At 64.1% G+C, this 14,536-nt stretch carries 12 protein-coding genes; 5 read left to right on the forward strand and 7 right to left on the reverse strand.

Features of this window, described 5'->3' with window-relative positions; genetic code table 11:
* Positions 1–122: 122 nt before the first annotated feature.
* The gene (locus tag AB3X96_RS02000) at positions 123–1,100 is read right to left on the reverse strand and encodes an ion channel (RefSeq protein WP_368588661.1); all 978 of its coding nucleotides are present in this window, start codon (positions 1,098–1,100) and stop codon (positions 123–125) included.
* 243 nt (positions 1,101–1,343) lie between these two features.
* Between AB3X96_RS02000 and AB3X96_RS02005 the strand changes: the two genes are divergently transcribed.
* The gene (locus tag AB3X96_RS02005; RefSeq protein WP_368588394.1) at positions 1,344–1,805 is read left to right on the forward strand and encodes a DUF3828 domain-containing protein; all 462 of its coding nucleotides are present in this window, start codon (positions 1,344–1,346) and stop codon (positions 1,803–1,805) included.
* A gap of 91 nt (positions 1,806–1,896) precedes the next feature.
* Here AB3X96_RS02005 and AB3X96_RS02010 read toward each other — a convergent pair whose 3' ends face one another.
* The 6 genes from AB3X96_RS02010 to AB3X96_RS02035 form a co-directional block, all read right to left on the reverse strand.
* A complete protein-coding gene (locus AB3X96_RS02010) occupies positions 1,897–2,142 on the reverse strand; it encodes a hypothetical protein (RefSeq protein WP_368588395.1) in 246 nt (81 codons plus the stop codon).
* A gap of 77 nt (positions 2,143–2,219) precedes the next feature.
* Positions 2,220–2,450: a hypothetical protein gene (locus AB3X96_RS02015; RefSeq protein WP_176109740.1), complete on the reverse strand. Its 231-nt coding sequence runs from the start codon at positions 2,448–2,450 to the stop codon at positions 2,220–2,222.
* A 153-nt stretch (positions 2,451–2,603) separates the two neighbouring features.
* Complete coding sequence (locus AB3X96_RS02020) at positions 2,604–3,512, reverse strand: carbohydrate kinase (protein ID WP_368588396.1); 909 nt, start codon at positions 3,510–3,512, stop codon at positions 2,604–2,606.
* Positions 3,509–4,810, reverse strand: a complete 1,302-nt coding sequence (locus AB3X96_RS02025) for an AGE family epimerase/isomerase (RefSeq protein ID WP_368588397.1) — start codon at positions 4,808–4,810, stop codon at positions 3,509–3,511. Before AB3X96_RS02025 ends, AB3X96_RS02020 begins: the two co-directional genes overlap by 4 nt.
* A complete protein-coding gene (locus AB3X96_RS02030) occupies positions 4,807–5,793 on the reverse strand; it encodes a LacI family DNA-binding transcriptional regulator (RefSeq protein ID WP_176383809.1) in 987 nt (328 codons plus the stop codon). The genes AB3X96_RS02025 and AB3X96_RS02030 overlap by 4 nt, the downstream gene beginning before the upstream one ends.
* 371 nt (positions 5,794–6,164) lie before the next feature.
* Positions 6,165–7,190: a bile acid:sodium symporter family protein gene (locus tag AB3X96_RS02035; protein WP_368588398.1), complete on the reverse strand. Its 1,026-nt coding sequence runs from the start codon at positions 7,188–7,190 to the stop codon at positions 6,165–6,167.
* A gap of 532 nt (positions 7,191–7,722) precedes the next feature.
* On the opposite strand from AB3X96_RS02035, the gene AB3X96_RS02040 reads away from it, so the two are divergent.
* The 4 genes from AB3X96_RS02040 to icmF all read left to right on the forward strand — a co-directional run bounded on the left by AB3X96_RS02040 (position 7,723) and on the right by icmF (position 14,497).
* Positions 7,723–8,259: a hypothetical protein gene (locus AB3X96_RS02040; RefSeq protein WP_368588662.1), complete on the forward strand. Its 537-nt coding sequence runs from the start codon at positions 7,723–7,725 to the stop codon at positions 8,257–8,259.
* Between the two features lie 558 nt (positions 8,260–8,817).
* Positions 8,818–9,903 carry a porin gene (locus AB3X96_RS02045; RefSeq protein ID WP_368588399.1) on the forward strand — a complete coding sequence of 362 codons (1,086 nt, stop codon included), beginning with the start codon at positions 8,818–8,820 and terminating at the stop codon, positions 9,901–9,903.
* Positions 9,904–10,053: 150 nt separating this feature from the next.
* Positions 10,054–10,986: a LysR family transcriptional regulator gene (locus AB3X96_RS02050; RefSeq protein ID WP_176383805.1), complete on the forward strand. Its 933-nt coding sequence runs from the start codon at positions 10,054–10,056 to the stop codon at positions 10,984–10,986.
* 118 nt (positions 10,987–11,104) lie between these two features.
* Positions 11,105–14,497 carry a fused isobutyryl-CoA mutase/GTPase IcmF gene (gene icmF / locus AB3X96_RS02055; RefSeq protein ID WP_368588400.1) on the forward strand — a complete coding sequence of 1,131 codons (3,393 nt, stop codon included), beginning with the start codon at positions 11,105–11,107 and terminating at the stop codon, positions 14,495–14,497.
* The last annotated feature ends 39 nt before the right edge of the window (positions 14,498–14,536 follow it).

Here is a 14,536-nt window from a genome sequence, read left to right on the forward strand (position 1 = left end):
TGCGCGAATGGGCGCGATGACTCGCGCGTTTCGGCCCGCTTTTGAGCCGGATTTGCCAGGCGGCGGCGCGCTTCGGGTATGCCCTGGGTATCGCGGGGCGTCGAATGGGACTGTGGCTATTGCTACTGCGCGGTGTTCGCCGCGATGTCCGGTTGGAGCGGCGCCGCATCGAGCGGCACGATTTCGTCGAAGTGCGAATAGTCGATGTGGCTCACGCCGTCTTGCTCGCTCATGATGTCGACGAACCGGTGCTGCCAGACGATCTGGTCGCAGGTCCACATGTGGCGCGCCTGCATGGTTTGCGACGTCGATTCGTCGATGCCTTCGAGCGTGAGCAGCAGCGACACGTCGCGGCCCTTCAATGATTCGGCGTTTTCGCCGAACAGCGGACTCGCTTCGTCGATGATGTGCATCAGCGTCCAGCCGAGCTTGAACACCGGGTGCTGGTCGCGTACCAGCGAGAGGTCGTAGAGCTTGCGCAGCGTAAAGCCTTCGATCGACGTCTCCAGACGCATGATGCGCAGCCGCGCGCGTGCCTCGGCGATCACGTTTTGACGCGCGTTGGCCGAGCGCACCATCAACGTCATGCGGCCGTCGATCGGCCGGATCACCGCATAGCGCGCGAACATGATCTTCGCGTGCGGCCGCGAAAAGCGCGCGAAGATCAGCCCGGTCGCCAATGCGATGCTGGACATGCCGATGAAGATTTCGAGCGTCGCGATCCAGTGCGCGTAGACGGTTTGCGGATGCATGTCGCCGTAGCCGACCGTCGCGAGCGTTTCGACGCTAAAGAAGAACGCGCCGCCGAAGCCCTTCGGAAACTGATTCGCAATCGGCGCGTCGCCGAGCATGTAGAGCACGGCGAACACGGTGTTGAGCAGCAGAAACAGCAGCGCGAGCGACACGAAGAACACCGGCCAGCGCACGCCGAGCGCGCGGTGATACAGGTCTTGCCACAACGGCGTCGGCATACCGTGCGCGATCACCATGCGATCGTCGAGACGCATTTCGCGGCTGCCGCGCGGGTGGCGCCTCGGCGCGCTGGTGTCGGTGTCGGGGTCGCCGAGCGTGGAAAAACGGTCTGACGGTTCGCTTGCCATCACGCGCTCGTGGGGATCGATACAGGTACAGCGTAGCATGGCGCGAGACTCATGCAATTGACTAGAGCGTGCCGATCAGCTTGATTTCCCTCGTAACTAGCACGGTATTGACGAAGGCTATATTTTTATTCAAAAAAGCTATCTCTATTTAAAATGTTTTCGAGATAATAAAATATCTTGGTTTGTTTTGGATTTGCTGTATGATTTCTAAATCAAAATATGATCGAGATAATTTGATATGTCATGAGAAAATATCTGGCGATTTTTGTTGCCGCGCTGTTGCTGATTTTTAACGGCACCTCATATGCAGGAAACGCGACCCACGCCGAACAAGCAACTCCCGAGACCCGCGTAAGAGATTTCTACGCATGGTTCATTCCGCGCCTGGCCGCAGACCGCGACTATCCGATCATGGAAAAGGAGATATACAGGCACGTTGGAAAACCAACCGTCGATTTATTGCGAAAGCAATATCAGGCCAACAAATTGTCCGAAGATGCGGAGTACTTCACGAAAGTGCAAGACTTCGACGAGAAAGATTGGGCCGGGCATATAGCGGTGCATCCAGTCTTCATGCTCGACGGCGTGGCGCTCGTGGCTGTTACGTTCGGCTCGAAAGACAAACAGACCAATATCGTGTTTTTGCGCCAGGAGAACGGAGTCTGGAAGATCACCAAGGTCGTAGGCACGCTCGACTATCGCTGACAGCTCAGCGTTACCTTGCGTGGCGACGCGCAGCGCTCAAGGCCGCCACGGCGAATCTCGACGCGATCTCAAAAAGCGTGTCGACAACCGCTTACGGAAACACGTGCGGCTTCGGAATTCCCGCGCCATGCTCGATATCGTCGACGGCCTGCCGATGCGCGCTTTCCACCGCTTCCGCTTGCTCTGCAAAGCCCGCGTCGCCGCCGACCGTGGTCCACGGCTTGACGGCCTTCTCGCGATGACGGATTTCGTACTCCGCGTCCCAGCGCGCGCCGCTCAGTTCGAGCGGACGAACGTGAATCGAATACACGCCGTATTGGAACAGCTGTTCAGCCATGATCGCCTCCAGCCGGTCGACCCCGCAGCGGCGCGCCGATGCGCGAGCACGCGCGACGCGCTGCCCCTTGGTTCGGCCTACAGTTCGATTTCCCCGAGGATACGATGTGCGAGCGCTTTGGCTTCTTCGAGCGCTTCTCCCGGCGTCGACGACGTCGAGTCGACTTCGTAGAGCGTGGTCTCCTGATCGTCGCTGGGTTCGCCCTCGTCGCGCGCGAGGGTGACGACACCTTGAAAGGCGTCCTGTGCGACTTCCCTTATCGACGCAGTGGCCGTGTAGATCCCTTTGGTGTAGGTGACGTCCTCCATGGCCTCGCTCCTTTTCGCAAAGGTTTCGATATTTTCATCCTAGCACGGCGTGGCGGGATCGGTTCCCGCCCAGGGCGGCTTCGCGCCGCGCGACGCGCTCGGCATCCGTTACGCTACGCGCGTCCCAAGGCAGCAGAATTACAGAGCCGCGTTTTACAGCAGCGCGACCACCTCGTCGAGCGTCGGCGCGTGCGCGCCGGCGTGGCCGCAAGCCGCCGCGCCGGCCGCGAGCGCGAATGCGAGATGCTCGGGCCATCTGCGTTGCGGCGCGCTCATCAGGCTGAACAGCAGACCGCCGATCGACGCATCGCCCGCGCCGACCGTATCGACCACTTGGACGCGCGGCGGCTTCGCCTCGATCACCGCGGCGCCGTCGAGCAGCATCGCCGCGTCGGGGCCGCGCGTGACGAGCACGGTGGCGGCCGGATTCATCGCGCGCAATTGCGCGAGCGCGGCGGCTTCGTCGCTGGTCCTGAAGAACATGCGCAAGTCTTCGTCCGAAACCTTGATCAGATCCGCGAGCGCGGCCATCTGGCGCAATGTCGGCTCGTAGCCGTGCTCCATCAGATTGCGATAGTTCGGATCGAAGCTGATCTTCACGCCGTGCGAACGCAACTCGGCAGCGAGCGCCGCGAGCGTATCGCCGAGCGGCTGACGCGCGAGGCTGATGCCGCCGAAGTGCGCCCACTTCACTGCGTTCATCCAGCCGGCCGGTAGCCGGGCTGGATCGAACGCGAGATCGGCGCTGTTCTCGCCCATGAAGAAGTAGGCCGGCGGATGCGTCTGATGCACGATCGCGAGCAGCGGCGGGTGCTCGACGCGCTGCAGGAAGCGCATGTCGAGCCCGGCGGCGACGCTCGCGTCCCACAGTTCGTCGGAAAAATTATCGACACCCAGCGAGCCCGCGCACGCGGTCGGCAGGCCGAGCCGCGCGACGCAGCGCGCGACGTTCCAGCCCGCGCCGCCCGGACGCGACAGCCAGTGCGATGCGCCGGTGCGCACGAGATCGGTGAGGATGTCACCGGCGGACACGAAAACGGGGAGTTCGGTGGTCGCGCTCATTGTGCTTTCTCCGCTGAAACCGCTGCGGCGGGCGCGGTCGATCCAGCCGACGCGTCTTCGCCGAGCGCATGGGCGAGCACTTCGTAGCACGCGCCCATCGTGTGATAGTCGGTCTTGCCGGCCGGGCTCTTTTCGTCGCTGTACTTGCGGTTGTCGCAAGTCAGGATGCGATACCACGCGCCGTACTTGTGGTCGACGAAGTGCGTCCAGCTATAGCGCCAGATCTCGTCGTACCAGTCCCAGAAGCGCTCGTTGCCGGTGCGCTTGCCGAGCAGCGCGGCGGCCGCGAACGTTTCGGCCTGCACCCAGAAATACTTGTCGTGATCGCACACGGTGCCGTCGGGGCCGAAACCGTAGTAGAGGCCGCCGTGGTCTTCGTCCCATGCGTGCGTCATCGCGGCGTCGAACAGTTCGATCGCGCGCGGCAGCAGCCACGGCAACGGACGGAAGCGTTCGAGAATCAGCAGCAGCTTCGCCCATTCGGTCTGATGGCCGGGCTGAAAGCCCCACGGACGGAAGATGTCCGAGCTGTCTTCCTCGTTGTAATGCCAGTCGACCGACCAGTCCGCGTGAAAGTGCTCCCACACGAGCCCCTGCGACAGCTTCGCCTGGCGCAGCGTGATGTTCGACGCGACGCGCTCGGCGCGATCGAGATACACCAGATGACCGGTCGCCTCGTGCGCGGCGAGCAGCGCCTCGGTGGTATGCATGTTCGCGTTCTGCCCGCGATACGTGCTGACGCGCCAGTCGGCCGATGCGTCGTCGGCATAGAGGCCGGCGGCGGCGTCCCAGAAGCGGTGCTCCATCAGTTCGAAGGTCGCGCCGATCATCGGTTTCGCTTCTTCGATGCCGGCCATCGCCGCGTGCGAGTACGCGAGCAGCACGAACGCGAGGCCGTAGCAGTGGCGCGTCGCGTCGAGCGTGCGCTTTTTGCCGTCGCGCCATTCGATTTCCCAGTCGTAGCCCTCGTGCTGCGAGTCCCAGTGCGCGTCGCGCAGAAAGCGCAGGCCGTGGCGCGCGTATTCGAGGTGCTTGGGGTCGCCGAACTGCCGGTACGCCATCGCGTAGTTGAACACGTAGCGGCAGCTGCTGACCAGGTGGCGCGTGGTGCGGTTGTAGACCGAACCGTCGTCGCTGAAGAAGTGGTAGAAGCCGCCGCTCGGATCGAGCACGTTCGGCGCATAGAAGCGCAGCGTGTCCTCGATGTGCGCGAGCAAAAACTCGCGCTTGCGGAAGCTGGCGACCGGCGGCGCCTTCGCGACGTCGGTGGAAGGGTGATGCGGATCGGTTTTCGTCATGGCGTTTTCACCAAAGTACTGGCACGGGCAACGAGTTGAACGGGCAAGCGGACTTCGAGTTCGGCGGGCGAGTCTTCGAGCAGCAGTTCGACGCCGCGTCGGCCGAGCGCCTCCTTGTCGACTGCGATCGTCGATAGCGGCGGGGTGGCGTGGGCGGCGGCGGGGATGTCGTCGAAACCGATGATCGCGATGTCGTCGGGCACGGAGAGGCCGCGCGCGAGGCACACGCGCAGCGCGGCGAGCGCGGCGGCATCGTTGAATGCGAATACGGCGTCGGGGCGCGGGCCCGGCGCGTCTAGCAGGCGCTGCATCGCGCGCGCGGCGCCGGTGTCGGGATCGAGCCCGGCGTCGATGTTCACTTCGAGCGACGGGTCGAACAGCAGCCCCGCTTCGAAGAACGCGCGCCGGTAGCCGAGCGCGCGCTCGGCGATGCTGAAGTGCGCAAGCGAGCCGCCGATGAACGCGACGCGCTTGCGCTGCTGCTCGAACAGATGGCGCATCGCAAGGGTGGCGCCACCGGCGTTGTCGAGATTGACCGAGCGCAGGCCCGGCGACCATAGATCGATCAGCACCAGCGGGCGTTGCATCGCGACCAGCGTGGCGAGCGTTTCGGGCTCGACGAAGCCGGCGATCGCGACGGCGTCGGGCGCGTGCAGGCGCATCTGGTGAATCACGTCCTCGGTCGGCCCGGCGGTCAGCACCGACGGCACGATGCCGCGCTCGCGGCAAGCGTCTTCGACGCCGTGCAGCACGTGCGAGAAAAACGGGCTGGCGGCGAAGTTGTTGTGCTGACGATGCAGCAGGAAAGTCAGGCGGCGGATGCGCGGACGCAACTGCGCCGAATCGTAGCCGAGTTGGCGCGCCGCTTCGACGACGCGTTCGCGCGTGGCCTCGGAAAGGCCCGGCTGATTTTTGAGCGCGCGCGACACGGTGCCGATCGAAACGCTGGCCGCGCGGGCGACGTCGCGGATGGTTGTGGCCATCGAATGAAGCTGCCGCGCGAGGCGAGGCAGCACGGATTCAGGTCGGGCGATTGTATAGTAAAACGCTGCTAAAACAGCCCGAAAAACGCCCGCGCAACACCGGTAAATACCCGTATTTAATGGAGTTGTCTGAAGTTAGATTGTTTAGTAAAAAAGACTAAACATACGGCGAGTCGCCGTTTTAGAGGCACATCCAGAATCGTCCTATGCCATCCGGCCGAGGCGACAACGAGAGCGTTTGCGCGTGAAATAACGACAACGGCCAATGAAGAGCCAAAAGAAAAAGCCGCCCGAAGGCGGCTTGCTTCACACGATCAAAACGACGCTCAGGGAGGGCGCTTATGAATGTCCGGTTCGCATTGCGAGTGTATTCAACGGCGCGCGACGGCGGCGGCGGGTCGCCGCGCCGCTGCCTCGCTCTCGCCGCTGAGGTCGCGGGCGCCCCAGCGCTGCGCGAGCGCGGCGCAGACCATCAGCTGGATCTGGTGGAACAGCATCAGCGGCAGCACCACGGCGCCGACCGCGTGCGACGCGAAGATCACCTGGGCCATCGGCACGCCGGCGGCGAGGCTCTTCTTCGAGCCGCAGAAGATGATCGTGATCTGGTCCGCGCGGTTGAAGCCGAGCCGCTTGCTCACGAAGATCGTCACGCCCAGTGCGAGCGCGAGCAGCACGCAGCTCACCACGACGAGGCCGCCGAGCGCAGAGAGCGGAATCGTGTGCCACAGGCCTTCGGTCACGGCCTCGCTGAACGCGCCGTACACGACGAGCAGGATCGAGCCCTGGTCGACGAACTTCAGCACGCCGCGATTCTTCTCGATCCACTTGCCGATCAGCGGGCGCAACAGTTGGCCGGCCACGAACGGCACGAGCAGTTGCAGCACGATGTTGCCGATCGTATGCCACGGCGAAGTGCCGCCGCTCGCAGCCTGATTCGTCACGATGAGGCTGACGAGTGCTGGGGTGACGAAGATGCCGAGCAGGCTCGAGGCGGACGCGCTGCATACCGCGGCCGGCACGTTGCCCTTGGCAATGGACGTGAACGCGATCGACGACTGGACCGTCGATGGCAGCGTGCAGAGGAAGAGGACGCCGGCGTAGAGCGACGGCGTGACCAGCGGCGAAAGGACCGGTTTAAGCGCGAGGCCGAGCAGCGGAAACAGCGCGAACGTGCTCAGCAGCACCACCAGGTGAAGGCGCCAGTGCGTCGCGCCCGCAATGATCGCCTCGCGTGACAGCTTCGCGCCGTGCAGGAAGAACAGCAGGCCGACCGCGATATTCGTCACCCAGTTGAACCCCACCGCGGCCTGGCCATGAACGGGCAGCAGGCTGGCGAGGATCACGGTGCCGACGAGGCACAGGGTGAAGTTATCGGGAAGGAATCTCGGACGGGCCATGGCGCAATCTCAATTCAATGACGCGGTGTGAGCACGGGACGGGCCTGTCAGGGCGCGGTGCGTGCCAATGGGAAACGACTATTGTTGTCGAAAGTCGATTGAAAACGCAAATTCATTTGCCGAATCGATTAATGAAGTTTGTGCATTGACTCGCGTGGCGCACTCGATTCAGTATTGGCGACGTGCTCACGCGCCACAAACCGTTTAACCCTTGACGTTGCAAGCGGCGTTTATTTGCAACAAACGGGGTTCGCGCGGAGTAGGCGAAAACGCCTCGAAGCATGCCCCAAAGGCGTACCCGAACAAGGGCTCCAGCGCGGAAAACGCCGCAGTAACAGGGTGTTACATCCACCGACGAGACCTAACACTTTTTGGCTCGACACCCTCTGCCCACGCCCATAAATTACTCAGTCAAAGGCCGCAGGGATGCCTGCGCCGCGGCAGGCACGCGGCGCTTTTCTCCTCCCGCAACAGGTCCATCGCAGCTCGAACGGTGGATTTCAGGCAAGTCTTCGGGCGTGAGAGTCACAAGGTGGACGGGTTGTCGAGAACGAGGCACTGGGCGTGGGGCGCGGTCATCGCCGTGCTGTGCTCGTTCGCCTATGCGAAGGGGCAAGGTGTGCCACATGGCGGCGGTGGCGCCGTGGGCGGCGCTTATTCGCACCACGTTGGCGGGCACGCGCCGCGCATGGAGATCCGCGGCGACGGCCATTACGCCGTCGCGGGTGGCGCGCCTGCTCCGCGCGGCTCGCGCAATGCGACGGCTTGGCGTGACGCACGCGCACAGCGCGGCAATCCGAACATCCCGGACGCCAATTTTGGTTATGGCTTCGGCAGCTACAAGTCCGGCATGCGCCGTGTCGGCGAGCCGTCCAGCTATGCCGGCGCGATCACGCCCGTCAGTGCGGAAGCGCGTCCGGTACCGCATCCACCGTCCAACATGCCGATGCGCAACGGCTCGATCCGCGCCGACGTCGCCCGCTACAACGAAGAGCGCGGCGCCGCGCGTCCAATGCAACGTCCGTCCGACGATCCGCGGCAACCGGGCGGTTCACCCTATCGCAATTAGCTGAGCGCGATTTACCTGATCGATTCGCGTCACGTGGGCAACGTTCGCCGCTACCTGAACGGGTGAGGCTGCCGGCTTTACACGCAACGCGACCGCATATCACCTGTCGCAAAACCCGTTCTCCAGATCCCTTCCCGCGATCCCCCGCGCGCCTTCCTCTGCGCCCGAGCTCCGAATCTGACGTTTCGACGCCACACTTTTTTGAAAACGCTCGGCATCGAAGTATCGGTCAGCGTCAAATCTTGGCATTCTGCCGCGTCGCGTCATCGGCCCGTCATTTAAGGCGTTCCCGCCCCCCTGGCGCGCGGTTCGCCGCATGCCGCATGGCATCCGGGGCGCCGGCCGCAGTCCAGCTGAAAGTGTCTTATCAAGCCGATAACCGACCAAACTAATCAGACCGATATACCCGCAATAAGCAGCGATATTTTTGTTTATAAAAATGGTCCGCAAAGATGGACCCGCCCAGATTGACTCGACGATCGAACGGATAACAACAACGTTTCGCGCGAGCGCCCCCTTTCGCACAGCCACACCTTTTTGACAAAGATTGGAGAACCAATGAACACAAGCCTCAGCACCGCGCTGAAGACTACTCTCAAGGCCACCGCATGCGTCGCCGCGCTGGCGAGCGCATCGTCGGCATTCGCGCAATCGAGCGTGCAGCTCTACGGCCAGGTCGACGAATGGGTCGGTGCGCAGAAGTTTCCGGGCGGCAAGACCGCGGTAGTCGTGTCGGGCGGTGGCATGTCGACGTCTTACTGGGGCTTCAAGGGGACCGAGGATCTGGGCAACGGCTACAAGGCGATCTTCACGATCGAAGGCTTCTTCCGCGCGCAGACTGGCGAGTTCGGCCGCTTCACCGGCGACACGATGTTCTCGCGCAACGCGTACGTCGGCATCGAATCGCCGTACGGCACGGTGACGGCCGGCCGTCTGACGACGCCGCTGTTCGTGTCGACGATCCTGTTCAACCCGTTCATCGATTCGTACGTGTTCTCGCCGATGGTTACCCACGTGTACCTCGGCCTCGGCACCTTCCCGACCTACACGACCGATCAGGGCGTGACCGGCGACTCGGGCTGGAACAACGCGGTGTCGTATTCGACGCCGAACTTCAACGGCCTGTCGGCGACGGCGATGTATGCGCTCGGCAACACGACCCAGAACGGCGCGAAGAAGTGGAGCGGGCAGGTGCTGTACTTCCACGGCCCGTTCGCGGCGACCGCGGTCTACCAGTACGTGAACTTCAATAACGTGCCGGGCGACCTCGGCAGCTTCGAAACCTCGGGCGTGCCGGGTCTGCGCAGCCAGAGCGTTGCGCAGGCGGGCGTGTCGTACGACCTGAAGTTCGTCAAGCTGTACAGCCAGTACATGTACACGTACAACAACCAGCAGGTGACGAGCTGGCACGTGAACACCGGACAGGGCGGTGTCACGGTGCCGTTCGGGCCGGGCTCGGTGATGGCGTCGTACGCGTATTCGCGTAACGGCGGCGGTTCGAACCAGACGCGCCAGACGGCGGCGGTCGGCTACGACTATCCGCTGTCCAAGCGCACCGACGTCTATGCCGCGTACATGTATGACCACATCACCGGTCAGTCGAGCGGCAACACGTACGGCGCGGGGTTGCGCGCGAAGTTCTGATCCCAGCCTACGGTTTCACCGCAAAGCCCGCGTTCCGCCCGGAACGCGGGCTTTGTCGTTTTCAGCGCAGTCGAATACAGGTGTTTGCTGCCGTTCCTTTGATAAACCCGGCAAAATGGCGTCGATTGATTCCTGAAGCGAGCGACTGAGATGGACACCCTCGTCAGCATGAAAGTGTTTCGCCACGTGGTCGAAGCAGGTAGCTTCGTCGGCGCGGCGGACAAGATGGAGATGTCCGCGGCGATGGCGAGCAAGCACGTGATGCATCTGGAGCAGCAGCTCGGCGCGCGGCTGCTGAACCGCACTACGCGCCGCGTCGCACCGACCGAGGCGGGCCGCGAGTATTACGAGCGGCTCAGCCAGGCGCTCACCGAGCTCGACGAGGCAGGCCAGGCGGTCGGCGCGGCGAGCGTCGTGCCGCACGGGCGGCTGCGGGTGTCGTCGCTATCGGCGTTCGGCCTGAATCACGTGATGGCCGCGGTCGCGGACTACGCCGAGCAGTATCCGCAGGTCACCGTCGATATGACGCTGTCCGACCGCGTCGTCGAGCTGATCGACGAGGGTTTCGACGTCGCGATTCGCGCGTCGCCGGGCGGGCTCAAGTCGTCGTCGCTGATCGCGCGGCAGATCGCGACCGCGCATCTGGTGCTGTGCGCGTCGCCCGCCTATCTGCGCAAGCATGGCACGCCGAAGCGCGTCGCCGATCTCGCGCGCCACAACTATCTGCAGTACGCGGGCGTGTCGGCACTCGAAGTCGCGACCGGCGACGCGAGCTCGCGCGTGCGCCTGTCGGGCAACCTGATCGTCAATCAGCTCGAGGCGCAGCGCGTGGTCGTGCTGCACGGCGCGGGCATCGCGATGCTGGGCACCGAGGTGATCGGCAGCGATCTCGCCGAAGGGCGGCTCGTGCCGCTGCTCGTCGACGAAGTGCCGCCGCGCGAACTGCCGATCCACGTCGTCTACACGAGCCGGCGGCATCTGTCGGCCAAGGTGCGCTCGTTCGTCGATTTTCTGGCGGCGCGATTCGCGAACGAATCGCTGTGGCCGTCGCTTGATGAGATCAAGGCGTTGGCTGTGCGGTAGTGTTTCACGAAGCACCTAACAGGCGCCGCCAATCGGCCGCCCGGCGCCCCGGCGCCGTCTTACCCCGTTTCTATATACTGATTGTCAACACCCATCAGTTAAATGAATTGGGGGAGACATGACCGATCTGTCCACGCCGCAGCGTGCCGGCAGCCACGAGCTGCCCGCGGGCCGGCGCCTGCGCTTCGTCACCGCCGCCGCACTGTTCGACGGCCACGACGCGTCGATCAACATCATGCGGCGCATCCTGCAGGCGAGCGGCGTGGAGGTGATCCACCTGGGCCACAACCGCTCCGTCGCCGAAGTCGCGACCGCCGCGCTCAACGAGGACGCCGACGGCGTCGCCGTGTCGAGCTACCAGGGTGGTCACAACGAATACTTCCGCTACCTCGTCGAGTTGCTGCGTGCGCGCGGCGGCGAGCGCATCAAGGTGTTCGGCGGCGGAGGAGGCGTGATCGTCCCCGAGGAGATCGCCGCGCTGGAACGCGACGGCGTCGAAAAAATCTACTCGCCGCACGACGGTCAGCGGCTCGGCCTGCAAGGCATGATCGACGACATGATCGCGCGCTGCGTCGAAGGCGCGCGCGCGGCCGAGGCGGCGCGGCCGACGCCGGTGCGCGAATGGCTCGCCGAATTGGCCGCGCGTCCATTGCCGCTTTGCGTCGAGGCGGATGCTCCACACGGCCGCACTGCCCCCGGCTCGTACCCTGCCGATCCCGCCGCGCCGATCTTCCGCCGCCTCGCGCAACTGATCAGCGCGTTCGAAACGAACACCGTCGACGCCGCCGCACGCGATCAGCTATCGACGCTCGCGCAGACCACCCGGGTTCCCGTGCTCGGCATCACCGGGACCGGCGGCGCGGGCAAGTCGTCGCTGACCGACGAGCTGATCCGCCGCTTCCGGCTCGACTACGACGACACGCTGAACATCGCCGTGCTCGCGATCGATCCGTCGCGCCGCAAGTCCGGAGGCGCGCTGCTCGGCGACCGCATCCGCATGAACGCGATCGGCGACTGGGGCGGCGGCGCACGGGGCGGCGCACGGGTGTATATGCGCTCGATGGCGACGCGCGAGGCATCGACCGAACTCTCCGACTCTCTGCCCGCCGCGCTGATGCTGTGCAAGGTCGCGGGTTTCGATCTGATCGTCGTCGAGACCTCGGGGATTGGTCAGGGTGATGCGGCGATCGTGCCGTTCGTCGACGAATCGCTGTACGTGATGACGCCGGAGTTCGGCGCCGCGAGCCAGCTCGAGAAGATCGACATGCTCGACTTCGCGAGCTTCGTCGCGATTAACAAGTTCGATCGCAAGGGCGCGCAGGATGCGCTGCGCGATGTCGCGAAGCAGGTGCAGCGCAACCGCGCGGACTTCGCGACATCGCCCGATGCGATGCCGGTGTTCGGCACGATCGCGTCGCGTTTCAATGACGACGGCGTAACCGCGCTGTACCTGCGCATCGCCGCTGCGCTGCGCACCCACGGCCTGCGCGACGGCGGCGCCCGGCTTAGTGCTCCCGAAGGTCTGCGCTTTTCGAGTAACCTGCACGCGATCGTGCCACCCGCGCGCGTGCGCTATCTGGCTGATATCGCGCAGACGGTGCACGGCTATCGCGAGCGGGCCGACGCGCAGGCGCAGATCGCGCGCGAGCGTTGGCAGCTCGTCGAGACGCGCCGCATGCTCGGCGAAGCGGGCAACGACGCCTCATCGCTCGACGCGCTGATCGAGCAACGGAACACCGCGCTCGGCGAGCGCGAACGCAGGCTGCTCGATGCGTGGCCGCAAACGATGGCCGCCTATACCGGCGACGAACACGTGGTGCGCATCCGCGAACGCGAAATCCGCACCGCTCTGACCGTGACGACGCTGTCCGGCTCCGAAATCCGCAAAGTGTCGCTGCCGAAATTCGTCGATCACGGCGAGATCCTGCGCTGGCTGATGCTCGACAATCTGCCCGGCTATTTCCCGTTCACCGCTGGCGTGTTTCCGTTTCGCCGCGAGAACGAGGACCCGACGCGCATGTTCGCGGGCGAGGGCGATCCGCAGCGCACCAATCGCCGCTTCAAGCTGCTGTCGGAAGGCATGCCGGCCAAGCGGTTATCCACCGCATTCGACTCGGTAACGCTGTACGGCGAGGAGCCGCACGAGCGCCCGGACATCTACGGCAAGGTCGGCAATTCGGGCGTGTCGGTCGCGACCCTCGACGACATGAAGACGCTCTACGACGGCTTCGACCTGTGCTCGCCGGAAACATCGGTGTCGATGACGATCAATGGCCCCGCGCCGACGATCCTCGCGATGTTCTTCAACGTCGCGATCGACCAGCAGCTTGCTTTGAAAGAGCAACAGCAAGGCCGTCCGCTGACCGAAGCCGAACTCGCCGCAACGCGCCGTGCGGCGCTCGAAAACGTGCGTGGCACCGTGCAAGCCGACATCCTGAAGGAAGACCAGGGGCAGAACACCTGCATCTTCTCGACCGAATTCAGCCTGAAGGTGATGGGCGACATTCAGACGTATTTCGTCGAACACGGCGTGCGCAATTTCTACTCGGTGTCGATCTCCGGCTATCACATCGCCGAAGCCGGCGCGAACCCGATCTCGCAGCTCGCCTACACGCTCGCGAACGGATTCACGTACGTTGAGGCATATCTCGCGCGCGGCATGTCGATCGATGACTTCGCGCCGAATCTGTCGTTCTTCTTCTCGAACGGCATGGACCCGGAGTACACGGTGCTCGGCCGCGTCGCGCGACGCATCTGGGCGATCGCGATGCGCGAGCGCTACGGCGCGAACGAGCGCAGCCAGAAGCTGAAGTATCACGTGCAGACGTCAGGCCGCAGCCTGCACGCGCAGGAGATCGATTTCAACGACATCCGCACGACGCTGCAGGCGCTGATCGCGATCTACGACAACTGCAACTCGCTGCACACCAATGCGTTCGACGAAGCGATCACGACGCCGACCGAGGAATCGGTGCGCCGCGCGGTCGCGATCCAGCTGATCATCAATCGCGAATGGGGGTTGGCGAAGAACCAGAATCCGAATCAGGGCAGCTTCGTGATCGACGAACTGACCGATCTGGTCGAGGAGGCGGTGCTTGCCGAGTTCGAGCGGCTCACGGAGCGCGGCGGCGTGCTCGGTGCGATGGAAACCGGTTATCAGCGCGGACGAATTCAGGACGAGTCCATGTTGTACGAGCATCGCAAGCATGACGGCTCGTATCCGATCGTCGGCGTGAACACGTTCCTGAGCGCGCATCCGCACGAAGCGCCGCGTCCGCTGGTGCTGGCGCGTTCCACCGACGCGGAAAAGCAGAGTCAGCTGCGGCGGTTGCGCGATTTCCAGACGCGCCACCGCGACGCCGCGCCTGAGGCGCTCGAACGCCTGAAGCGCACGGTGATCGACGACGGCAACGTGTTCGCGGTGTTGATGGACGTGGTGCGCGTGTGTTCGCTTGGGCAGATCACCCACGCGCTGTTCGAGGTGGGCGGGCAGTATCGTCGGAATATGTAGGCCGCGAGGGGCGGCCCGGCCCGCCCCCGTTCAAGACCT

Origin of the sequence: Paraburkholderia sp. BR13439, from assembly GCF_040948805.1 — a bacterium.
GTDB classification, from domain to species: domain Bacteria; phylum Pseudomonadota; class Gammaproteobacteria; order Burkholderiales; family Burkholderiaceae; genus Paraburkholderia; species Paraburkholderia youngii.